This window comes from Aquimarina besae (assembly GCF_042434905.1).
Lineage (GTDB): Bacteria > Bacteroidota > Bacteroidia > Flavobacteriales > Flavobacteriaceae > Aquimarina.
On the sequence record NZ_CP170199.1, the window covers coordinates 4404805 to 4429246 of the forward strand.

At 34.7% G+C, this 24442-nt stretch carries 19 protein-coding genes; 8 read left to right on the forward strand and 11 right to left on the reverse strand.

Annotated features, from left to right (window positions below; all coding sequences use genetic code 11):
- Positions 1-372: 372 nt before the first annotated feature.
- From ACE94K_RS19480 to ACE94K_RS19495, 4 genes are all read right to left on the reverse strand, one after another.
- Positions 373-1194, reverse strand: a complete 822-nt coding sequence (locus ACE94K_RS19480; RefSeq protein ID WP_378176396.1) for an ABC transporter ATP-binding protein — start codon at positions 1192-1194, stop codon at positions 373-375.
- 12 nt (positions 1195-1206) lie between these two features.
- Positions 1207-2070, reverse strand: a complete 864-nt coding sequence (locus tag ACE94K_RS19485) for an ABC transporter ATP-binding protein (protein ID WP_378176399.1) — start codon at positions 2068-2070, stop codon at positions 1207-1209.
- Between the two features lie 14 nt (positions 2071-2084).
- A complete protein-coding gene (locus ACE94K_RS19490; protein WP_378176402.1) occupies positions 2085-3182 on the reverse strand; it encodes an ABC transporter permease in 1098 nt (365 codons plus the stop codon).
- A gap of 107 nt (positions 3183-3289) precedes the next feature.
- Positions 3290-4696, reverse strand: a complete 1407-nt coding sequence (locus tag ACE94K_RS19495; RefSeq protein WP_378176405.1) for a CmpA/NrtA family ABC transporter substrate-binding protein — start codon at positions 4694-4696, stop codon at positions 3290-3292.
- Positions 4697-5150: 454 nt separating this feature from the next.
- Between ACE94K_RS19495 and ACE94K_RS19500 the strand changes: the two genes are divergently transcribed.
- Both ACE94K_RS19500 and ACE94K_RS19505 read left to right on the forward strand, forming a co-directional pair.
- Positions 5151-5981, forward strand: coding sequence for a type IV pili methyl-accepting chemotaxis transducer N-terminal domain-containing protein (locus ACE94K_RS19500; protein ID WP_378176408.1), 831 nt, complete (start codon positions 5151-5153; stop codon positions 5979-5981).
- 392 nt (positions 5982-6373) lie between these two features.
- Positions 6374-7207, forward strand: a complete 834-nt coding sequence (locus tag ACE94K_RS19505; RefSeq protein WP_378176411.1) for a type IV pili methyl-accepting chemotaxis transducer N-terminal domain-containing protein — start codon at positions 6374-6376, stop codon at positions 7205-7207.
- Here the strand turns inward: ACE94K_RS19505 and ACE94K_RS19510 are convergent.
- A complete protein-coding gene (locus tag ACE94K_RS19510) occupies positions 7196-7879 on the reverse strand; it encodes a response regulator (RefSeq protein ID WP_378176414.1) in 684 nt (227 codons plus the stop codon). The genes ACE94K_RS19505 and ACE94K_RS19510 overlap by 12 nt on opposite strands.
- Positions 7880-8134: 255 nt before the next feature.
- Here ACE94K_RS19510 and ACE94K_RS19515 point away from each other — a divergent pair, with 255 nt between their 5' ends.
- From ACE94K_RS19515 to ACE94K_RS19540, 6 genes are all read left to right on the forward strand, one after another.
- The gene (locus ACE94K_RS19515; protein WP_378176417.1) at positions 8135-9463 is read left to right on the forward strand and encodes an alginate export family protein; all 1329 of its coding nucleotides are present in this window, start codon (positions 8135-8137) and stop codon (positions 9461-9463) included.
- Between the two features lie 171 nt (positions 9464-9634).
- Positions 9635-12151 (forward strand): nitrite reductase large subunit NirB, encoded by a 2517-nt coding sequence (gene nirB, locus ACE94K_RS19520; protein WP_378176420.1) that lies wholly within the window; start codon positions 9635-9637, stop codon positions 12149-12151.
- Positions 12152-12188: 37 nt separating this feature from the next.
- Positions 12189-12566, forward strand: a complete 378-nt coding sequence (gene nirD, locus ACE94K_RS19525) for a nitrite reductase small subunit NirD (protein ID WP_378176423.1) — start codon at positions 12189-12191, stop codon at positions 12564-12566.
- Positions 12567-12620: 54 nt separating this feature from the next.
- Entirely contained in the window at positions 12621-13205 is a 585-nt protein-coding gene (locus ACE94K_RS19530) for a DUF4202 domain-containing protein (protein ID WP_378176426.1), read from the forward strand.
- A gap of 10 nt (positions 13206-13215) precedes the next feature.
- On the forward strand, positions 13216-15033 hold the full coding sequence (locus tag ACE94K_RS19535; protein ID WP_378176429.1) for an ATP-binding protein: 1818 nt from the start codon (positions 13216-13218) through the stop codon (positions 15031-15033).
- A gap of 44 nt (positions 15034-15077) precedes the next feature.
- Positions 15078-15452: a hypothetical protein gene (locus ACE94K_RS19540; RefSeq protein ID WP_378176432.1), complete on the forward strand. Its 375-nt coding sequence runs from the start codon at positions 15078-15080 to the stop codon at positions 15450-15452.
- Between the two features lie 20 nt (positions 15453-15472).
- On the opposite strand, the gene ACE94K_RS19545 is transcribed toward ACE94K_RS19540, so the two are convergent.
- From ACE94K_RS19545 to ACE94K_RS19570, 6 genes are all read right to left on the reverse strand, one after another.
- Positions 15473-16348, reverse strand: a complete 876-nt coding sequence (locus tag ACE94K_RS19545; protein ID WP_378176435.1) for a BadF/BadG/BcrA/BcrD ATPase family protein — start codon at positions 16346-16348, stop codon at positions 15473-15475.
- A gap of 83 nt (positions 16349-16431) precedes the next feature.
- Complete coding sequence (gap, locus tag ACE94K_RS19550) at positions 16432-17433, reverse strand: type I glyceraldehyde-3-phosphate dehydrogenase (RefSeq protein WP_378176438.1); 1002 nt, start codon at positions 17431-17433, stop codon at positions 16432-16434.
- Positions 17434-17477: 44 nt separating this feature from the next.
- Entirely contained in the window at positions 17478-18464 is a 987-nt protein-coding gene (gene pfkA / locus ACE94K_RS19555; RefSeq protein ID WP_378176441.1) for a 6-phosphofructokinase, read from the reverse strand.
- A 251-nt stretch (positions 18465-18715) separates the two neighbouring features.
- Complete coding sequence (locus ACE94K_RS19560) at positions 18716-20101, reverse strand: alpha-amylase family glycosyl hydrolase (protein WP_378176444.1); 1386 nt, start codon at positions 20099-20101, stop codon at positions 18716-18718.
- Positions 20102-20124: 23 nt separating this feature from the next.
- Positions 20125-21987 carry a glycoside hydrolase family 13 protein gene (locus ACE94K_RS19565; RefSeq protein ID WP_378176447.1) on the reverse strand — a complete coding sequence of 621 codons (1863 nt, stop codon included), beginning with the start codon at positions 21985-21987 and terminating at the stop codon, positions 20125-20127.
- A 113-nt stretch (positions 21988-22100) separates the two neighbouring features.
- Positions 22101-24407 carry a glycoside hydrolase family 65 protein gene (locus ACE94K_RS19570; protein ID WP_378176450.1) on the reverse strand — a complete coding sequence of 769 codons (2307 nt, stop codon included), beginning with the start codon at positions 24405-24407 and terminating at the stop codon, positions 22101-22103.
- Between the last annotated feature and the right edge of the window lie 35 nt (positions 24408-24442).

Consider the following 24442-nt stretch of genomic DNA (forward strand, 5'->3'; position numbering starts at 1 on the left):
ATTCACTTAAAAATTATACCCCTATTTTTAATAGGGCAAAACAAACTAAAAATATGATTTAAGCACAAATAACCCCATAAAAACAATACAAATCTATGTATAAATGAAATAAAAATATAAATTACCCCTGAAAATTTAAGGGTGTTGCCAGAATAATTATGTTTTAGTGAAAAAATATTTCTTTATATTATTTTTTTCGTAATCAGAAACCCTTAAAAATTTGAAATTCAAAAAGCAAAAACAAAAAAAACCTGACTTTCCAGGTTCATTAAAGAAATAAAAATGTAGAAACACCTCGTTTTTCTGTTCATAATAAACAGGAAAACGAGGTGTTTTTTATAATACAATATCCTACTTTTTTAAATAGAAATTCTAATGCTCAAGAAAATCTATTAAATGTTCTCTATATTTATAATAATCTGGATGTTCCAAAACATCCTTTCTTAAACGAGGGCGCTCAAAATCAATCTCCAATATGTCGCCTACTTTAGCTCTTGGGCCACTGGTCATCATAATAACGCGATCTGCCAGAAAGATAGACTCATCTACATCGTGCGTAATCATAATTGCTGTAATTTTTTCTTGATTCCAAACTTCGATCAGCACATCTTGCAATTCTCCTCTGGTAAGAGAATCTAACATTCCGAATGGTTCATCCAGCAGTAGCACCTTTGGTTTAAGTGCAAATGCCCTAGCAATTCCTACACGCTGCTGCATCCCCTGAGACAGCTCTTTCGCCTTCTTATACATCGCGTCTTCTAAACCTACTTTTGATAAATAATATTTTACGATATCATCTCTATCTTTTTTGGTTCCGTGACCAAACACTTGCTTAACACCTAACATTACGTTATCATATGCCGTCATCCAAGGCAATAAACTAGGTGATTGAAATATCACTCCCCGATCAGGCCCCGGTCCTTTTATAGTTTGATTATCAGCTACTATTGTACCTCTAGAAATCGGATTAAGACCTGCTATCATGGTAAGCAACGTAGATTTACCACAACCAGAATGCCCTATAATCGATATGAACTCTTCGTGCTTTACTTTTAAATCAAGATCATCTAAAACTACGTAATCTCCTTTGGGAGTTGGATATATTTTAGTCAACTGAGAAATATCCAGCATATACTTATCTTCAAATAATCCGTTAGCAGATTTCCTTACTTTTAATTCTTCTAATGCATTCATATACTTCTCTTTTTAGCTAAAACTCATTCTCCTAAAAGGCACAGGTTTAACCCTGGGCTTTATATCAGGCAACACATAGTTATTCTCTTTTTTTGAAGCTCTTTGCTCACCGATCTGAATAAGGTACTCCATGATACTATTACGGAGTTTTTTAAACTCTTCGTCATGGTTTAATGCTGTTTTATCTCTAGGTCGTTCCAAGTTTATCTTATATTCTGGTCCAAGGGTGGCTTTTGGACCAGGTTTTAATGGAATGATACGATCTGCCATCAGGATTCCTTCATCCACATCATTGGTTATCAACAAAGCAGTTTTTTTATCTTTATTCCAAATTTTAAGGATTTCTTGTTGCAAATTTCCTCTGGTTAACGCATCTAATGCACTCAAAGGTTCATCCATTAAGATCACCTCCGGACTCATCGAGAGGGCTCGTGTAACAGAAACTCGTTGACGCATCCCACCCGAAAGTTCTTTTGGAAGTTTACCAATAGCAGGAGAAAGGTTCACCATCTCCACATAATCTTCTACACGCTTATTTCTATCTTTTTTAGACATTTTTCTAAACGCCTCTTTAACAGCCATACCGACATTATTCCTCACATTTAACCAAGGTAGTAATGAATAATTCTGAAAAATCACTCCTCTTTCGTGACTAGGACCGGTTACAGGCTCACCTTTGAACAAAACCTGACCTTCATCAGGCATTAACAAGCCGGATATAAGATTTATTAAGGTCGTCTTACCGCTACCTGTAAACCCTACAATTGCCACAAACTCTCCTTCTTGAATCTCTAAATTGATATTAGACAGCACCTGAGTGCGATCTTTTCCGGTTCCAAAAGATTTGGATACATTTCTTAACTCTATATATGCCATAATCGATGTTTTTTTTAAGCAGTTTCTTCGGTAAAGGTGACAAACTTTTGTATGGTAAGCATTATACGATCTAGCAAGAATCCAATAATTCCGATAACAAACATGGCTACAATAATTTTAGAATTAGAATCATTTGCTCCATTCTGGAACTCTTCCCAAACAAAGGAACCAAGTCCAGGACTTTGCGCCAGCAATTCTATAGCGATTAACACCATCCAAGCTACAGATAAAGTAATTCTTAGTCCTGTAAAAATTAAAGGAAATGAAGATGGTAAAATGATTTTAAACACCTTTTGAGCCACACTTAATTGCAACACCTTGGCTACGTTTATATAGTCTTTATCAACAGAAGAAACCCCCATGCTTGTATTTACCAATGTTGCCCACATCGAACACAATCCAACACTAATAAAGGAAATTATGAAAGAGCTATCAGAATCAGAACCTCGTGTTAATGTTTTTACAATCATAAAAACCAATAGTAACCAAACCACCGGAGACACTGGCTTAAAAATCTGAATTAACCAGTTTACCGATGACCTTAACGTTTTGCTCAGTCCTAACATAATCCCGATTGGAACTGCAATGAATAATGCTAATAAAAACCCTGCAAATACCGTTTTTAAACTTGTAAATATCTGATCGACAAAAGATGGTCTTCCTGTATAAGTGATAGGTGCCAAACCTTGCTCTTCTCGCTGTGCATTAGTAGCAGCAACCTTGTCTACAAAAGCAGCTTTCTTATCTGATATAACAGCATGATCAGCTAAAAGTGATTTGTAAGCAGTCCATACCTGTGCAGGTGAAGGCAATGTATTAGGCTGACAACTAACATCCCCAGATTCAATACAAGCACGCATTTCTAATGCTGCCGTTTCTCCTTGATCAGTCAAGGCCTTTTCTATCCTGGCATCCTTCTCTACATTATATAAATAGGTTGCACCAGAATGCCATAGTATCAAGAAAAGCCCCACAGACAATATCGGCAATAGCACTTTTTTAAATAAAGCGATTAAATTTTTCTTAATCTCTTCTCCGGTAGCCAGTCTGATTGCTGGTTCAAAAAAACCTAATCCTACAAAATTGAGAATATGTATAGATCTATCTTTCATTTTATTTTATTTAAAACTTATTTCTCTTTCGTTACGATACTAATGCTATATCACATTCCGCACTAGAATTTCTTCCCTTCTTTTTTATTTAAAAAAGAGCTCTGTTTTTATTTCTCAATACTCGAGACCCCCTCCACATTTTCTTTATTCCCAATACCAAAGCTGTTTATATACCCTATTGGATCTTTAGCATCGTATTTATTACCATCAATAAAATCCGAAGTTGCAGGTTTGTAACCATCGGTTTTAGGTAATTCTGAAGCTTCAAGATGACCTTCTTCCACTAAAAGATTCGCTGCTTTTGTCCATATATCAGGACGATAAATATCCTTGATCGTTTTATCATACCATTCTGCAGGTTTACTTTCAGGAATTTGCCCCCAACGTCTCATTTGCGTTAAAAACCATATACCGTCAGAGTAGAAAGGATAGGTTGCATCATACCTGTAGAACACGTTAAAGTCTGGCATTTCTCTTTTATCGCCTTTTTCAAACTCGAAAGTTCCTGTCATAGAATTTGCCAATACTACCTCATCAGCGCCTACGTATTCAGGCATCGATAAGATTTTTACTGCTTCAGGACGATTACCTGGAGTATCTAACCATTTTCCGGCTCTGATTAACGCCTTGGTTACTGCCGTAGCAGTATTTGGATATTGCTCCACAAATTTCTTAGTCATTACAAACACCTTTTCCGGATTATTTTTCCAGATATCGTAATTAGTAGTTACAGGAACACCAATCCCTTTAAAAACAGCTTGCTGATTCCAAGGCTCACCAACACAATAACCATATATTGTACCTGCCTCTAATGTTGCCGGCATTTGCGGTGGTGGTGTCACAGAAAGCAGTACATCTGCATCAATCTGCCCCTGAATATTATCTTTAGAATACATTCCGGGGTTTATTCCTGCCGCGGCCAACCAGTATCTTATCTCATAGTTATGTGTAGAAACCGGAAATACCATTCCCATTTTAAAAGCTTTCCCATCATTTTTATATGATTCAATAACCGGCTTAAGCGCTTCTGCGGAAATTGGATGAATCGGTTTTCCATCTTCGCCTTTTGGAACATTAGGCTTCATTTTAGACCAAACATCGTTAGACACTGTAATACCATTACCATTTAAATCCATTGAAAAAGGAGTCACCAACTCTGCTTGCCTACCAAAACCGGCACCTGCAGCTATGGGCTGACCCGCCAACATGTGAGAACCGTCTAATTGTCCATCAATCACACGATCTAAAACATTTTTCCAGTTTGACTGAGCCTCTACCGAAACAAATAAACCTTCATCTTCAAAAAACCCTTTTTCTTTAGCAATAGCTAAAGGAGCCATATCTGTTAGTTTTATAAAACCAAAAGTCAATTGAGGTTTTTCTATTGGCAGTTTTGAGACCTCTCCTTTTGTATCTGTTTTGCTTGATGCAAGCTCTTTTTTCTTTTCTCCACCACACGATAAAAATACCATTGCAGTTAAAAGCATCCATATTTTAAGATTCATTGTTTTCATAATTCAGTTTTTGAAAATTCAGCTAATAGAACAATTCAAAATTAAGTATTATTACTTAATAAAAAAGTTTTAAACTAAAAAAATACGTATTTATATCGTGAATTACGTATTTCTCAATTTAATTATATTCAGATTATCAAATTAACAACAGAAAGTTTTAGAAATTAGTGATATGTATTTTCCCCATTTAAATAAAAATATAAATAACTGATAATCATAAATATATGTTTAAAAAATAAAATTTATACGGTTTCCACTTAACCAGAAATCGATGATACTTACTCTCTTTTTAAAAACTAAGTATTAAAGTTTGGTTTTGAATAAAAAATAAGTATTTTCGCTCTGATCCTAGTCTATAACTGTTATGGATTTTTAACCATCACGAGTAGTCAATTTTTGTTTGCCTACTGTTCAACCCAAAATAAAACTAACCCCCATCTTAAACAGCTGTATAATGAAAAGTAACATCACTACCCTACTAATCGCTTTCATAACATTATGTCCTTTTACAGATATGATTGGACAATCCAATAGTTTTGGAACAATTACTTATGCAAAAGCAGTAAACGTATCAGGAAAACAACGAATGCTATCCCAAAAAATGTCTAAAGCCTATTTATTATTGGCTAAAGGAATAAGTGACGAGTCTATTAAAAAAGAATTGAATTCTAGCAAATTCATTTTCGAAAAACAATTACAAATATTAACACAAAATGCATCCAGCGCATCTACAAAGCTATCTTTAAAAAAAGTTACGAAATTATGGACAGATTTTAAGACGGTAATCACCAGCCCGCCAGACATCCAAAACTCTTTACGCATCGTAAAATCAAATACCGACTTACTGAAAGCTTGTAATGAAGTGGTTATCAGTATTGAGAATTCTTTTAATTATAATAACCAATTTTTTCAAAACAAGAATGAAGAACTGGTAAATATCATAAATAAGTCAGGTAAACAGCGGATGCTCTCTCAGCGTTTATGCCTATACTATACCGCAAATACAATGTTTAAAGGTGATAGCGAGGATTATAAAAAAATCCTTACTAAGGTTTACTCAGAATTTGACAGCGCTATTGGCGAGTTATTGATAAGTAGTCATAACACGACTGAAATCGAGGAAGAGTTAGGTTCCGTGATGTCTTACTGGGAAAAATTTCAAATGAATCAAAGAGGACTTTTTGATGGTGATTTTTCCTTACAAGAAATGTTTACAACGACTAATCAATTAACCAAGTCTTTTAATAAAATAACTGGCCTATACGAGGGAGTCTCAAAAATTTAAAAATTGCTTCAAATATAAACGGTCAGGGAGGAATAAAAACTTCTCTGACCCAATTCCCGGGTTCTTTTAATTCTCTCTTCCAATTTCATAATTAAAACAACAATTTGTCTGATAACATCGCCGATATAAAATTACGCAGGCACATTACTTACACCCAAGCTTTTTGAAAAATTCTAAGTTCAAAAACCACTTAATTTATCAATCAAAGTGTACAAATTGTCTTAAGTAATCAACTCATAAGTAAGCATAGTTAATATAGATTCATACATTTCAAAGATTAAAAAATGGGGAAAATATAACCTTTTTTATTTCTTTTTTTTTAATAAAAAAAGTACTTTCAAGTTTTGTAAGAACATTCTCCTTTTCAAGATTATTTAAAAAGCTCAATGAATATGGCGAATACAACCAAGATTTTTTTATTAATATTCTTAATATTGAGTTGTGGAAATCCATTAGATGCACAAGAATATGGAAATATTTCGTATGGCGAAGCAATTAATATTTCAGGCAAGCAACGTATGCTATCGCAGAAAATATCGAAAGCTTACTTAATACGTAATATTGGATATGATAATTTTGTAACTAAAAAAGAAATGGATTCTTGCATACAATTATTTAATCGGCAATTATCCTTGTTATTAGAGAATTCACCAGATTATTCTATAACAAAAAAATTACAAGAAGTTGATAAATTCTGGAATAATTATCAGCAACATTTAGTAAAAATACCCAATATTATTACGGCAGAAAAAATTATAAAAGAAAATTCAACATTACTAAAATTATGCAATGATGTAGTTAAGCAAATAGAGTATTCCTATTTTGAAAAATCCGATTATATAAATCAAGAAAAAGCAGCATTACTAGATATCATCAACATATCTGGAAGACAAAGGATGTTATCACAAAGAGTATGTTTATACTATGTGGCAGGACTAACTTTCAACAAACAAAATAATGAATATGGAGTTCATTTGAGAGCAATTTATGAAGAATTTGATCTTGCTGTTATTCAAATAATAATGTCTAAATTTAACAATGATAGGGTTAGATCGGAAATTGCAGAACTTCTATTTTTTTGGCATAATATTAAAAGCTTAGAAATAGAACTTTATCAACTAAAACTAGAAATAAGCGACGTTTACGAAATTACAAATAAACTAACTAACGCATTTGAATCATTGACCTTAGCATATCAAAAGATTTATAACAACTTAGGGTATTAATCCATAATCTCTGGCTTTTTTACTTAATTCCAGAACATTCTTTACTCCCATTTTCTTCATTAAATTAAAACGATGTACCTCAGTTGTTCGTTTACTAATATCTAATTCGGCTGCAATATGCTTATTTGTCATACCTGAAACCGCTAGTTTAAGTATTTGATTTTCCCTTTTTGTAAGTTCAAACGGATTGGACTTTAGGTTTTCATTTTCTTGTTTGACAACCTCAGCTTTTTCCTCTTTCTTTGCACCACTATTTTCTAGCAAATTTCTTACTAAAATTGAAGAAACATCACCACTAAAATACTTATTCCCTTTACTTACCGTAGATAAAGCCTTTAAAAATTCCTCTTTACTAGCATCTTTAAGTAAGTATCCATCCGCCCCTGCGTTAATAGATTGTAGTATATATTCATCAGAATCATGCATGGATAGCATTATGGTTTTAGAAGAAACAGATAGATTTGTTAATTTTTCAACCGTTTCTATACCAGACATTTCGGGCATTCTGATATCACAAATTACTATATCCGGTTTTAACGACTGAATAATCTCTATCGCTTCTTTTCCATCAGAAGCTTCTCCTATAACTATATATTGTTTTTCCTCCTCGAGCAAGGAACGAATACCATCTCTTACCAAAAAATGATCATCTACTAATACTATACTTACCATATTTCAAATACGTAATTAAACGACAGATGTGATTATGCCGTTGATCACTCAAAGATATGAATAATTCAAAAAAAGCCTTCTAAAATTAATAATACCTGAATTAAAATTAAGCATTTTTACGTAATAAAAACATCAAAAATAAGTATTAATACTTAGTTTTGTGATTCAATTAATCATATCAGCTAATAGAATTAATTGAAAAAACATAGCAATCGCGTGTATTACTATTTCACACGACAAACAAAAATTTAAGAGATGAAAAATAAGTTACAGTATACAATACTATTATTAGTAGCATTTGTGTTTAGGGGGAAAGCTCAGGAATTAAGCATTGATTTAGATTTCAGGGATCGATTTGAATATCGTCACGGATTTAATAATCTGGTGCCTCAAGGAGTAGATCCGGCAGCCATTGTGCAGCAAAGAGCCAGATTGAAGTTTGGATATACTTCAGAAAAATTCAAAGCACATTTTAGTGTTCAGGATGTAAGAATATGGGGAGACACCAGACAAATTCTGGATAATGATGCCAACAATAACTTACAAATCGCAGAGGCCTGGGCATCGCTGGCCTTTGGAAAAGGGTGGTCTACTAAATTGGGTCGACAAATGATCTCTTATGATGATCAAAGAATTCTGGGTGGTCTGGATTGGGCATTGCAAGGTCGTTTTCATGATCTAGCGATGGTGCAGTACAAAAATGAGAAGTTTAAATTAGACCTTGGTTTTGCATTTAGTCAAAATGATTTGGACGGATTGCCCGGCAATCAATCCGGTACGATTTATAATGTTACCGGTTTTTTTAGTTACAAGGCAATGGAATATGCACATATGACCTGGAAAGCTTCAGAAAAAGCAACACTTAGCTTTTTAGCATTAAATAACACTTTTCAGAATGTAATAAACGGCGCACCTACAGATGGATTTTATCATACGCACACCATAGGTACGCATTCTAAGTTTAAGTTAGGAGGTGTTGGACTTGCTCTAAATGCTTATTTACAAGCAGGAGAAGGCCCTGATGTAACTGATGCTGCAAATCCATCAACCGATCTTTCTGCATATTTAGTTGGATTAGAAGCCAATGGTAAAATTGGATCTATTGGTATCGGTGGTGGTTTTGAGATACAAAGTGGTACAGACCAAGACGCCACTGATGGAAAAAATAAGTCATTTTTTCCGCTTTATGGTACCAACCATAAATTTAATGGATATATGGATTACTTTTATGTAGGGAACCACGCAAACTCTGTTGGGTTAACCGACATCTATGCCAAAGCAAATTTTAACTTCGGAAAATCCTCCAGCCTTCTTGTTAAAGGTCATTATTTTGGAGCTGCGGCAACACTAATAGATGACACAGATGGATCAGAAGCTGATAAATATTTAGGAACCGAAGTGGATATCGTTTTTACCCAAAAATTACTTCCCTATGCTTCTGTTAAAATTGGATACTCACAAATGTTTGCCGCAGAAGGAATGGAGTTCTTAAAAAATCAACCTAATCCAAGTGGATTACAAAATTGGGGATGGGTACAGCTGGTAATCAAACCTAACTTCTTGAAATGGAGCCCAAAGTCTTAAACAAAATAGTCTGCTAACTATGTCAATTTAACAAGAGCCTGCATCAAAAATTTTGCAGGCTCTTGTTTGAATTATTTTTAAATTCTCAATTTACAATACTTATAATTACGTAATTCTTATCATTTAATTACGTATAAATACTTAATTTTATTTTTTTAAATACGTAATTCAATGAAGAAGGTAATAGTAATAGGTAATGGAATGGTTGGTTATAAGTTCTGTGAGAAATTTGTAGCTTCAGATACATTTACAGACTATAAGCTTAAAGTTTTTGGAGAGGAACCAAGAAGAGCCTACGACCGAGTGCATCTTAGCGAATTTTATGATGGTAAGACCGCTGAAGATTTAAGTATGTCAACCGTCCATTGGTACGAAGATAATAATATTGATCTTCATATTTCTGAGATGATTACCGAAATTAATCGAGAACGAAAAACTGTAGCCAATCATCGAGGAGAAACCTATTCTTATGATTATCTGGTTCTTGCAACAGGATCCTCTGCTTTCGTACCGCCTATTGAAGGAGTAGATAAAGATGGGGTTTTTGTATATAGAACTATTGAAGACCTCGAAGCTACCGAGATTTATGCTAAAAAGTTAAAAGCACAAGGAAAAACAGAAGCCGCTGTACTTGGAGGAGGATTATTAGGATTAGAAGCCGCCAATGCTGTTAAAAACCTAGGACTAAACGCCCACGTTGTAGAATTTGCACCCAGACTCATGCCAAGACAACTTGATCAAGGTGCCAGTAACATGCTACAATCTAAAATTGAAAGTTTAGGTTTACGAGTCCATCTATCTAAACAGACTCAATTTATTCAAGGGGATAAAACTATAGAAGGATTACAATATATAGATAATAACGAATTAAAAGTTGATATGCTGGTAGTCTCTGCCGGAATACGGCCTCGAGATGAAGTTGCCCGCGAAGCAGGCTTAGAAGTTGGCACAAGAGGTGGTATCATAGTTAATCAACAAATGCAAACCTCTGATGAACATATTTATGCAATCGGAGAATGTGCATTGTTAAATGGTATGATCTATGGATTGGTTGCCCCAGGATACGACATGGCCGAAGTTGTAGTAAATCAGATAACCGGAGGCAACAAGTCGATGCCTGAACATATCGATATGTCTACACAATTAAAATTAATCGGTACCGAGGTAGCAAGCTTTGGAGATGCTTTAAATGAGGCAAAAGAAGAAATAGATGAAATTACTTATGAAAATAAACGTAAGGGGATTTACAAAAAAATAAATATTTCTAAAGATGGAAAAAGATTATTGGGAGGAATTTTGGTAGGTGACTCTTCAGATTACAACGCTCTTTTCCAAATATACATTAATGGAATGGAACTTCCGGAGGAACCTGAAGATCTTATTCTTGGCAGTCGCGGCGGTGATGGAGGTGGACTCCTTGGTGATGTGATGGATCTTCCTGAAGATGCTCAAATATGTTCTTGCGAAAATGTGACCAAAGGTCAAATATGCGGGGTTGTAGAAGATGGAAAAGCCAATGATGTAGGTGATGTTATTTCTTATACAAAAGCAGGTACCGGATGCGGTGGTTGTAAACCAATGGTAAAAGACTTGGTAGATGCAACTCTAAAATCCTTAGGAAAAGAAGTAAAAGATACTATTTGTGAACACTTTGACTATAATAGGCAGGAGCTTTTTGATATCATAAGGTTAAAAGAATATAGAAATTATGATGAAGTTCTGGATGCCTATGGTAAAGGTGATGGCTGCGAGACTTGTAAGCCGGTTATCGCCTCTATCTTAGCTAGTTTGTACGCTGACACTGCTAATAAAGAAATAACTATACAAGATTCTAATGACCGTTTCTTAGCCAATATCCAACGAAACGGAACCTATTCTGTAGTTCCTCGAATTCCTGGTGGAGAAATTACACCAGAAAAATTGATTGTTTTAGGAGAAGTTGGTAAAAAATATGACTTATATACCAAAATAACAGGTGGACAACGGGTAGATTTTTTTGGTGCCAGATTGGATCAATTACCACTAATATGGAAAGACTTAATTGATCACGGTTTTGAGAGTGGTCATGCCTATGGCAAATCACTACGTACCGTAAAAAGTTGTGTAGGATCGACTTGGTGCAGATATGGAATGGATGAAAGTGTCAGTTTTGCTATTCAATTAGAAGAAAGATATAAGGGGCTGCGTTCTCCTCATAAAATAAAAGGAGGTGTATCTGGTTGTATCCGCGAATGTGCAGAAGCAAGATGCAAAGATTTCGGAGTTATTGCCGTAGAAGGTGGATGGAACTTATATGTATGTGGTAATGGAGGAGCCAATCCTAAGCATGCAGAGTTATTAGCAGAACAAATAGATAATGAGACCGTGATTAAATATATCGATAGATTCCTGATGTTCTACATCAGAACTGCGGCACCATTAGAAAGGACGGCAAAATGGTTGGATAAACTGGAAGGAGGTATCAAATATCTAAAAGAAGTTGTTATCAATGACACATTGAATTTGGCAGAAGAATTGGAATTACAAATGGCAAAGTTGGTGGATTCTTTTCAATGCGAATGGACACAAGCAATACAAGATGAAGAAATGATGAAACGTTTTAATCATTTTGTAAATAGCGATGCGACAGACGATAATTTAGTTTTTGTTCCGTTACGGGATCAAAAAATGCCTCAACATTGGAAATAAATTTCGAAATATAAAAAGACCGTAATCAGAAAAAAATATGGAAGAAATTTTAGAAATATATAAAACCACTACCTACGAAAATGTAAAAGTGTGGTTTGAAGCAGCAACAGTGAATGATTTTCCAAAAAACGGAGGTGCGTGCATAAAATATAAAGAAAAGCAGATAGCTGTTTTCAATTTTGAACGAAAGAATACCTGGTATGCCTGTCAAAATGTATGTCCTCATAAAATGGAAATGGTATTAAGCAGAGGTATGATTGGTGATCAAGGAGGAATTCCAAAAGTAGCTTGTCCGATGCACAAAAAAACATTTTCATTAGAAAGCGGAAAAAACTTAAATGGAGAGCTGGCACCGATTGCTACATATCCTGTGAAAATAGAAAATGGGATCGTATTTGTCGGTTTCGAAGAATGATTACTTTGTTGCCTAAAAATCTTAACTTAGCAGGCAGTAAACATCATTACTTTTATGCCAACTACTAAACTAACCACAGCATTTGCACTTTTTGATGCCGCAAATGCCAAAGATCCTAATATAGAGATTGTGAACGGACAACCGATTGCAAAAGAGTTAATTTATGGCCAACGAATGAGCCAAACGCTCTCTAATTTCACTTCAAATGCTTCTGAAGCTTTACAACTTGCTGCCAGAGCACAACACATTTGTCGTTGGGAAATTCCTAGGGAAGACTATCCAATGGATCGTGTGGGATATTTGAAATGGAGAGCAGAGCTGAAAAAATTTCATGCCGATAAGACTGCAGAAATCCTGAATGAAGTGGGATATGATCGGGAAACAATTGACAGGGTATCATTCTTAATACAAAAGAAAAAACTAAAAAAAGATGAAGATACTCAGACTTTGGAAGACGTTATTTGTCTGGTATTTCTCGAATTCTATTATCCGGAATTCTACGAAAAACATACTTCAGAAAAGGTGATAGATATTTTACAAAAAACCTGGAAAAAAATGTCTGATGAAGGGCGTAAGGCAGCTTTAACTTTATCATATCCTGAAAAAGGATTAGATTTGATCCAGAAAGCTATCGCATAATTTACTTGTATTGAACAAATTAGAATCACTAGACCATCAAACATTTAATCGCCTAAGTAAAATTTATATCATTGCCTTAGGTGCTATAGCTTTATTTACTATTGGTGGGCAATTTTTTATTCAAAGGTATCTTAACTCGCAAATTGATGACTCTAAAATTATCAATATATCGGGTAGACAACGAATGTTGAGTCAAAAATTGACTAAAGAGATTTTATTACTCTCTTATATTCAAAATAATCGTTCTAAGAAAGAATATATTGAAGAATTAGAAGGAACTATTAATCTTTGGAAGGTATCCCACGAAAAATTGAAAAGGTACAATGATTCTATTCCTAAAGGAAAGAGCGACAGTACCGAAATCAAACGAATGTTTTTGGTATTGCAACCTTATTTTGAAACCATCTATGAAAATAGTCTTCAGGCATTAGAAATAGTAAAAAAAGATACTATCCACTCTGACGCACTAAAACCTCATCTCGACAGTGTAATCTTTAACGAACCTTTTTTTCTGAGACAGATGGATGCAATCGTATTTAGATATGAAAAAGAGGCAAAAGCTAAAATAGCGAGTCTTAAAAAAATCGAATACACATTATTTGGTCTCATTATTTTAATCCTGATTTTTGAATTCTTTCTTTTGTTTAGACCAGTGGCCTTAAGTATTAAAAATACTATATCAGAACTTCTAAGGTCTCAAAAAGATGCCACAAATATGGCTGAAAATGCAGAAAAGCTAAGGAGGATTCAAAACGAAAACATACAAGAATTGGTATCACTTACCAAAGCATTAGATCAGACCTTATTATATGCAAGGGTTAACGAACTTGGTTTTGTAAAAAGTCTAGGAGAAAGATTTAGAAAAGTTCTTAATACAGATGAGGGTTACGAGCAAAAAAGCCTTGCAGAACTGATGAATTTAAACGAACTACAAACAAATAGATTGCTACAGCTCATCGCACAGAATAAAGGTGGCGTGTTTAATGAAGAATTTGAGTTTATTACTGCTACCGGTCAAAAAATTTGGCTAGATGTTTCTATACTCAATGTTTTTAAAGAATCTGGAAATACGGAAAGATTGGTTTTATGTTCTGACATCTCTAAAAGAAAAGAGGCACAACATGAAATCAAAAGATTAAACGATATAGAATATCAACAAAAAGAAGAATTACAAAAATCTAATGCGAGTCAGATCGTAGAAGCACAAGAAGAAGAAAGAAAAAGAATTGCAAAAGAAATACATGATAGCATAGGACAAATGCTTACGGCTTTAAAGTTTAATATCGAGTCCATAAATACAGATAATATTGAAAAAACTAACCAAAAAATTGAAGACCTTAAACAGCTATCCAAAGATCTGATACTTGGGATTAGAACGGCAACATTTAATCTTACTCCCCCAGAACTAAAGGACTATGGAATAAGTATTGCGCTTCAGAAAATGGCAACAGAACTATCAAAATTAACAGCAAAGAATATTATTTTCGAAAACAAATCTAATCTAGAATTGCGTTTTGATTCTTTGGTAGAAACCAATCTTTATCGCGTAACACAAGAAGCCGTAAATAATGCTATCAAATATGCTAAATCAGACTACATACTCATTTCTATAAATAGTTCTGAATCTATGCTTAGCATTACTATAGATGATAATGGTAAAGGATTTGACCTTTCTAAGATTCCAGGCAAACCTAAAAATAATGCAGAAGGCGGAATGGGGTTATTTTTCATGAAAGAGCGAATGAATTATATTAACGGGAGAATTTTTATAAGCTCTACTCCTGGTCAAGGCACAAGAATAACCTTAAATTATAATTTTAATAAATAAAATTTTCTACTTTTACCCGAGTATATATTCCCCAAACAAAAAAAGTGAAGAGACAAGAGGAAAACGCTAAATATCTAATGAACTGGGATTCCAAAAAAATATGGAAAGAAGAGGTCATTAGTAAGAAGTTTATCAAATACCTTACAGAAATTGAAGTTGACAAACTTATAGAAAAGAAGGATACTCAATTAGGTGTAATTTCAGAAAGAGATATAATCGATTGGCTTGATAAAAAAGAAAATAAAAGCTTTTGGAATCAAAAAATGAAAGGGCATATTTGCGAAAAAATCATCAAGGATGATGATGATTACTTTGTAGGCTGTGATTATGAAGATTTCAAAAACGGCTATTTTTTTGTGGCCAGTTTATGGAAAATGAAAAAAGGAGAAGATTTGATAATTTTAGAATATTATCATTAACTCCTCCTCCATTAATATGTTCAAACGCTATTAGTATCCTGTTTCTTATTTATTACATCATTTCGATAGTAATCGATAATACCATCGATAGGCCTCCTTACTATATTTCCAACTGTTAAATGATAGGGCCAAACGGCTGCTCTGATAATGTCTTCACTAAAATGCGCTATAGATCCAATAAAATGAACAGGAACATTCTGAGCTTCGGGGAAGCATAATACTCTCGTTTCGACAAACTCCTGAATACCTTCTGTGATAATCTTATAAAAATACCCGTTACGCTCACTTGTAAATATAAATTCGGCAAAAGAAGCTAAGTATGTATTTGGGTTTTCTTTCTTATACAAGTTTTCTTTTATTACATCAGAACTAAGATCAAATCGTTTCTCAAATTCTTCCGCTACCTCAGGAGGCATTCTTTTATAGTAGTAATCTCTGATTAATCTTTTTCCAAAATAATTACCACTAGCTTCATCCATGAGAATGTAGCCCAATGAATCCACTGCCATATGAATATCATCCCCATCAAAATAACAGCTATTGGACCCGGTACCTAAAATACAAACGATTCCGGGTTCTGTGGTTGCTGCATATACTGCCGCTACCATATCTTCTCTAACTACTACATCAGCATTAATAAAAAAGTCTTCAAATACTTTCTTAAGCATAGCGGCAGGTGTTGGTGTTCCGCACCCTGCTCCATAAAAATGAACGGCTCCGATGGTTGCACTATGTGCAGTTAACTCTGCATTTGCTCGAACTCTTTTTTCCAGTAAGGACTTTTCAAATACAGCTGGATTTAATCCCTCTGTTCGGGTTTTAAACACGATTTCTCCAGATTCATCTAAGAGAATCCAATCGCATTTAGTAGAACCACCGTCAGCTATTAAAATCATTTGAAATTTTATTTGTTGTGTGTGTTAGCTAAGAAAAAAGCCCCGACTATACTTAAAATCAGGGCAATATTATTTATTACTCCTTATAGATTACCTACATAAGAAGACAAGTCTACTAATTTAGAAGAATATCCAAATTCATTATCGTACCAAGCTATAAGTTTAAAGAAATTATCATTCAAAGCAATACCGGCATTAGCGTCAAAAGTAGAAGTATGGGATTCACCAACAAAATCCTGTGATACAACGTCTTCTTCAGTATAAGCAAGTACTCCTTTTAGTTCATTCTCTGAAGCTTTTTTGATCGCGGCTTTAACCTCGTCATAGGACACAGATTTTTTAGTTTTCACTGTTAAGTCCACTACAGAAACATCAGCAGTTGGCACTCTAAATGCCATACCGGTAAGTTTACCATTTAGTTTAGGAATTACTTTACCAACAGCTTTTGCTGCTCCGGTGGATGATGGTATGATATTATTTAAAGCAGATCGTCCTAATCTATAATTTTTTCTAGAAGGTGAATCTACCACTGCTTGAGTTGCAGTGCCCGCGTGCACGGTGGTCATCAATCCTTCTTCTATTCCGAAGTTATCGTCTATTACTTTAGCTAATGGAGCTAAACAATTTGTTGTACAAGATGCATTAGAAACAATAGTATCTGTAGCCTTAGCCTCAGTATGATTTACACCCATAACGAACATAGGAGCATCTGCAGAAGGTGCTGAAATAACTACTTTCTTGGCACCTGCCTTTAAATGTGCATCTGCGGTTCCTAATGTTGTAAAGATTCCTGTACAATCCATTACTACTTCTACTCCAACAGCATCCCATTTTAATTCTTCAGGGTTACGTTCTGCAGTTACACGGATTTCTTTTCCGTTTACTACAAGATTTCCATTATTTACTGCTATGGTACCATCAAATCTTCCGTGCACAGAATCGTACTCTAACAGATAAGCTAAATGCTCTACATCTAGTAAATCATTGATTGCTACTATTTCTACGTTATCGCGCTTAGAAGCAATTCTAAAAGCGATTCGTCCAATTCTACCGAAACCGTTAATTCCAATTTTTAACGTACTCATATGTTCTAATTTAGTTGTTTTTTGATTTAAAAACGTGGTTATATTTATACTGAAGTTATATCAGCTACTTTAATTAATCGATCGTGTTTGTGGGTTCTTTTACCCAAGGCGGTGGTGAGCGGTACTATAGTTACTTCTTTATGAACAATACCTATCATAACTTCTCGTTTACCTTCTAATAAGGTTTCAACAGCTCCTACGCCTAGTTTACTGGCTAATACCCGATCATAACAGCTTGGCGCTCCTCCTCTTTGTATGTGACCTAAAACAGATACTCTCACTTCATAATCCTCCAAATGCTCTTCTACATACTCACCTAATTCGAAAATATTCTTACCGGATTTATCCCCTTCAGCAACCACAATAATACTAGAGGTTTTTCCCGTTTTTTTACTTTTCTTAAGAGACTCTATCAGTCGATCCACTCCCATATCTTCTTCGGGTATCAAAATTTCTTCTGCTCCTGCTCCAATTCCCGCATTTAGTGCAATATCTCCCGCATCTCTTCCCATTACTTCTATTAGAAATAGACGGTTATGAGAACTTGCAGTATCCCTTATTTTATCGATAGCTTCAACTACGGTATTTAATGCAGTATCGTAACCAATCGTATAATCGGTACCATTTATATCGTTATCTATGGTTCCTGGAATTCCAACAACAGGAAAATCAAATTCTTCAGAAAGCTTTAAAGCTCCGGTAAAACTACCATCTCCTCCAATCACAATGAGCGCATCAATATGATTCTTCACTAAATTATCGTAAGCTTTTTTTCTTCCTTCTTCAGTACGAAATTCTTTAGAACGAGCCGATTTAAGAAAAGTACCTCCTTTATTTATGATATTTCTTACCGATCGCGCATTTAGTTCTTCCATTTCATTGTGTATAAGACCTTCATAGCCTTTATAAACGCCAAAGCAATGTATTTGATAATAACTACACGCACGAACAACTGCTCTAATTGCAGCATTCATTCCAGGAGCATCTCCTCCGGAGGTAAGCACAGCGATATTTTTAACTTTTTTTGTCATTGAAGTCAAATCTATCGTTATTGACTGCAATAACCTAATTTGCTTAAAATCTAAAACGTTTTCGGTTAATAAATTCAGTAATTACTGACAAAAAACGTATGGTTTTAACACATTTTCATAGATTGTGTTAAGGAATGAGTAAAATTTCAAAACTCTGATATGGATTCTTTTGTATCCTCTATATTTTGTACAAAATGCAAAAACGACCTATAAACATAGGTCGTTTTGTAAATTCTAGCGTGAAATATTAGCTATTCTTGAATCAATATCAAATACTGCCAAGGATCCAGTCCATATTCCTGGTCTTTTGTTCCTTCCACATATTCACCTGAAAGATAATCCTTAAACTTTCCTTCGTATTTTGCTGTGAATTTTACAGGTTCCTTAGTCATATTGGCAACAAAAATTACTTTATTTCCTTCTTTTTCTCTTTTAAATACCAAAACTTTATCATCTTCTGATGTTTCAATTCTTGTATAAGAAGCTGCATTTTTCCCTCCGTGTAATGCTGGATTTTCATTTTTAAGCTTTCCTAATTTCTCGTATAAGGGATAGAAAACTCCTTTCTTTTTGATGATTGTATCTTTTTCAAAGAAAAGTAATCGCTTATCCATATCATATTCTTGTCCAGAATAGATTAATGGCATTCCCGGTGCTACATAAGATAATGCCGCAAACATTTCTTTAGCATCACCCATTCTTTCTTGAACTGTTCCATTCCAAGAGTTTTCATCGTGGTTTGAAGTAAAGTTCATTAAAATGTCATCATCAGCATACATAGAATCTACCTTTACCATCCTTTTATCCCAGTCAGCTACGGTATTCTCTCCCTTTGCGATATGGTTCATCACGTGATGTGTATCCCATCCATATCCCATATCAAAAGCATTTTCCATAAGTTCTGGTTCCCAACCTTCAGCTAGCATAAAAACAGGCTTAATCTTTTTTAACTCAGAAACTGCATGATCCCAAAAATCGACAGGCACCATTCCTGCTACGTCACAACGAAATCCATCTACTCCTTCTTCTTGTACCCAGTATTTCATTGCTTTAAGCATTTCTGCTCTCATTTGTTCGTTATCATAATTAAGATCTGCCACATCTGTCCAATCGGTTCCTACAGTGTGTGTAATCTCTCCTTTGTCATTCTTAGTATAGAATTCGGGATGTTCTTTTAGCCATACGTGATCCCATCCCGTATGATTTGCTACCCAATCCAGCACAACATATATTCCATTTTCGTGAGCTGTTTTCACTAACTCTCTAAAATCTTCTATAGTTCCGAATTCGGGGTTGACTTTTGTATAATCTGATATCGCATAATAACTACCTAAGGATCCTTTACTTTTGGTCGTAGAAATAGGATAAATTGGCATCACCCAAAGTATTTTTACTCCCAGATTTTTCAATGTAGGAATATCTTTGGTAAATGCTTTAAACGAACCTTCTTCAGAATACTGACGGATGTTTGCTTCATAAATGACCGCATTCTCCATCATAGCATCACTAACAGGAGTTAATTCTTTATTTACTTCTTCAGTAACGGCTTCTACCTTTGCTACTGTTTCCTCTTTCTTCGTCTTTCCGCAGGATAATAGAATCGCTGCCGTTCCAAGAAATAAAATTATGTTTTTCATGTATAGTAAGTTTAGTGTTCGATTTATTGTAATTCGATAATCATTGAAGTCCTTGCTGGAATCGACAGCGTTTCAGTCATATCTATATTATTATCTGTAATAATATCTTTACCGGTTGTAGCATTTTTTAACCCTTCCTTAAAACGAGTAACATCAAGCTCCTGACTCTCAGAAGTATTATTAATCACAACCATCACACGTTCTTTTTCTGTATATCTAAAATACACATAAACGTTATTGAAGGGAATGTACTGTAATAGTTTTCCGTTATGAATGGCATCGCTGTTCTTCCTCCAATTCAACACCTTTTTAGTAAAAGCGTGAAAAGCTTCCTGATCCTGTGTTCTTCCAGCTACTTCACCTGAAGTTCCTTCTGCAGTAAAAGCACTTTGTTTATCATCCGGCCAACCCCCGGGAAAATCTCTACGAATATCCCCATCGCCTTTTTTATCGCGATTTCCTAACATACCAATTTCATCTCCATAATAGATCTGTGGGATTCCTCTGGTGGTGAATATCAAAGTCATTGCCAGTTTATATTTATTGATGTCACTTTGATAAATCTCATTGATCCTATTCGTATCGTGATTACCGGCGAACAACAAAATATTATTGATATCCGGATATAAGAAGTCATTCGTAAAGTTTTCATAAGCTCGTATCATTCCCTTATCCCAAGAATTTCCTTCTTCGTGAAACATCACCATCACAGCGTCGTGCAGCGTAAAATCCATTACAGAGGGTAGGTATGAATTATAATTATCAATCGCACCAATCTTACTATCCTTTTGCCAATAGGCCATTTGAGCCTGATCGTGCATCCATACTTCACCGACTATATTAAAATTTGGATATTCATCCATAATCGCTTTTGTCCATTTCGCAATTCCTTCTTTGTCATTGTATGAATACGTATCCACTCGAAAACCATCCAGATCTGCATATTCTATCCACCAAATTGCATTTTGGGTAATGTAATTCAGCAACAAAGGATTGCTTTGATTCATATCTGGCATGGTTGTATCAAACCATCCATCCATACATCCTTTTGCATCTACTGCCGAGGCATTGGTATCAAACTGAGTTGTCATACGGTAGTTACTTCTTCTAAATCCTTCTGGCCACTGATGAATCCAGTCTTTGGTTGGTAAATCCTTAATCATCCAATGTTTAGAACCCCAGTGATTGGTTACGTAATCCATAATCAACTTCATATCCAATTTATGCATTTCAGAAGCTAATCGTTTGTAATCTTCATTAGTACCAAATCTAGGATCAATTTTATAAAGATCACTTTGTGCATAGGTGTGATATGAGTATACCGGTTCATTATCTTCTAATAAAGGAGTACTCCAAAGTGCAGTTGCTCCCAAATCGTGAAGGTAGTCAAGATGATCAATGACACCTTGAATATCTCCCCCATGACGCCCTCCGGGATTGGATCGATCGGCTTTTTCTGCTGTATCCTTATGAGAATCATTAGTTGTATCGCCATTAGCAAAACGATCCGGCATAATTAAATACATAACATCACTGCTATCAAAACCCTTTCGTTGTGCAGAACCTTCTCTTCTTGCTTTAAATTCATACGGTTGTGAAAAGGCTACTTTATCATTTTCTTTGAAATTAATTACTACTTTTCCGGGTTGCACAGCCTTGGTGTCAATAGTCACAAAAACATAATTAGGGTTTTCAGTTTTGGTGACATCGATTATTGGTATACTATCGATTTCTATGTCATACTTGGCTATTTCTTTTCCATAACACATCAATTGTAATTGACTATTTTGCATGCCACTCCACCAAAATGGAGGTTCTATTTTTTCTATTTGTCCAAAAGTTAACGAAACAATGAACCCAAAAAGAACAACTACTATATTCTTCATTGATTTAATTTTGAATTTTATAATTTATATACTGAATATATCATTCAGAACGGAATTAAATACCCCAAAAACAAAAGCTTTTGGGGTATTTGCATTTTCATTTAAATAATGAATTAAACGGTCATTAAACTGTTGGGAGAAATGGTAAATTCTTTACCATCTACATAAATTAACATGTCACTTTCTCCTTCTAAGTTAAACGTAGTCCCCTCTTGAGAAACTTTTACTTTTAAAATACTATCTCTAAAGTTTACGTTAAATGTATATCCCTTCCATTCTTTAGGAATTTTTGGAGTAAATGATAATGTATCATTTTTAACGCGTAGTCCGCCAAATCCTTCTACAATACTCATCCAGGTTCCGGCCATGCTCGTAATGTGAAGTCCTTCTTCTACCTCCTTATTATAATCATCAAGATCCAATCTAGATGTTCTTAAATAAAACGTATATGCTTGATCCATTCTATCTAAAGTAGCAGCCTGAATACTATGTACACAAGGTGAAAGTGAAGATTCGTGAACGGTAAACGGTTCATAAAAATCAAAATGACGTTCTAGTTCTTCTTTCGAGAAGTGATCTTCAAACATATAAAATCCCTGAAGCGTATCTGCCTGTTTAATATAAGGAGATCTTAGTATTCTATCCCAGCTCCATTTTTGATTAATCGGGCGTTGAGATTTATCTAGATTTTCTACCGTAATTAATTCTTTGTCCAAGAAACCGTCTTGCTGCAGATATACTTGATGTTTTTCTGAATATGGGAAATACATCTTTTCTGCTACCTCCAGCATGGCTTTAATTTCTTTCTGATCTAATTTTGTCTTCTCTATAATTCTATCATAATCTGCTTTATATTCTGACTTAACTTTATCAATATTTTCAACACAATACTCAATACACCATTTCGCTAAGTAATTTGTGTACCAGTTATTGTTGATATTATTCTCGTACTCATTAGGCCCTGTAACACCCAAAATCACATATTTATCTTTGTCTGTTGAAAATGTTGCTCTTTGATGCCAAAAACGTGCTACCGCAATCATTACTTCTAATCCCATTTCAGGAATATAGCTATAATCTCCAGTGTATCGCAGATAATTATAAATCGCAAATGTCATAGCTCCATTTCGATGGATTTCTTCAAAAGTAATTTCCCACTCATTATGACACTCTTCTCCATTCATCGTTACCATCGGATATAACGCAGCTCCATTAGTAAATCCAAGCTTTTCTGCATTCTCTATTGCTTTATCCAGATGATTATAACGATACTGAAGCAGATTTCTGGCGACATTTTGATCTTTGGTAGCCATATAAAAAGGTATACAATAAGCTTCTGTATCCCAGTAGGTACTACCACCATACTTTTCTCCTGTAAATCCTTTTGGTCCTATATTTAATCTTGCATCTTTACCTAGATAGGTTTGATTCAATTGGAAAATATTAAAACGAATACCTTGTTGTGCTTTTACATCGCCATCAATAACGATATCTGCCATTTCCCATATTTTAGACCAAGCTTTTTTCTGAAGATCCAATAGTGCGTCAAAACCAGAATCAGATGCTTGTTTGAGAACCGCTGCGCTTGCTGATGCAATATCCTCTTGTTTATGGTTTAGAGAAACAGTGTAGCCTCCAAATTTATGTAGTGCTGCCGTTTTACCTTTTGCAACCTCCATAATATAACTAAGACCTGCATATGTTTTATTAGTTTCTACCGTAGGGTAAACATCTTGTAATGTATTATCTAAGAACAACTGATTGAGCATTCCGGTACACACATGAAATTCTGTTTTCATGGTTTTAGAAGAAATATATGCCGAATTTCCTTTATGAGACACTTCATACGTATCCCAGAATTTATCATCCCAGTTGGTATCTTCGTTGGTAATTCCAGAATCCAAATATGGAGTAAAACGAATAGACGCATCTTTATTTGTAGGTGTCACCTCATACTTTATAGCTCCTACTTCATCCAAGTCTAGGCTTAAAAACCTTGTAGACTTCACCGTGACTTCCGTATTATTTTGTAAAACAGCGTCAAAAGATCTTTGGTACCAACCTTCTTTCATATTCAATTCTCGTCGAAAATTTGAGACAGTTTTACACTTAAATAGATTCAATTTTTCACCATTGATCTCTACATTAATTCCGATCCAGTTAGGGGCGTTCAAAACTTTTGCAAAATATTCAGGATATCCATTTTTCCACCAACCTACTTTGGTTTTATCAGGATAATATACTCCTGCTATATAACTTCCCTGAAAAGTAGGGCCTGTATAAGTCTCTTCAAAATTTGCACGCTGCCCCATAGCACCGTTACCAATACTAAAAAGACTTTCTGAGGACTTAACTCGTTCAACATCAAACCCTTCTTCAATTATAGACCAGTTATCTGGTTTAATATAATCCTGATTCATCGTTCTCTTTTTTATTTTTAATTGTTGGGAAATTA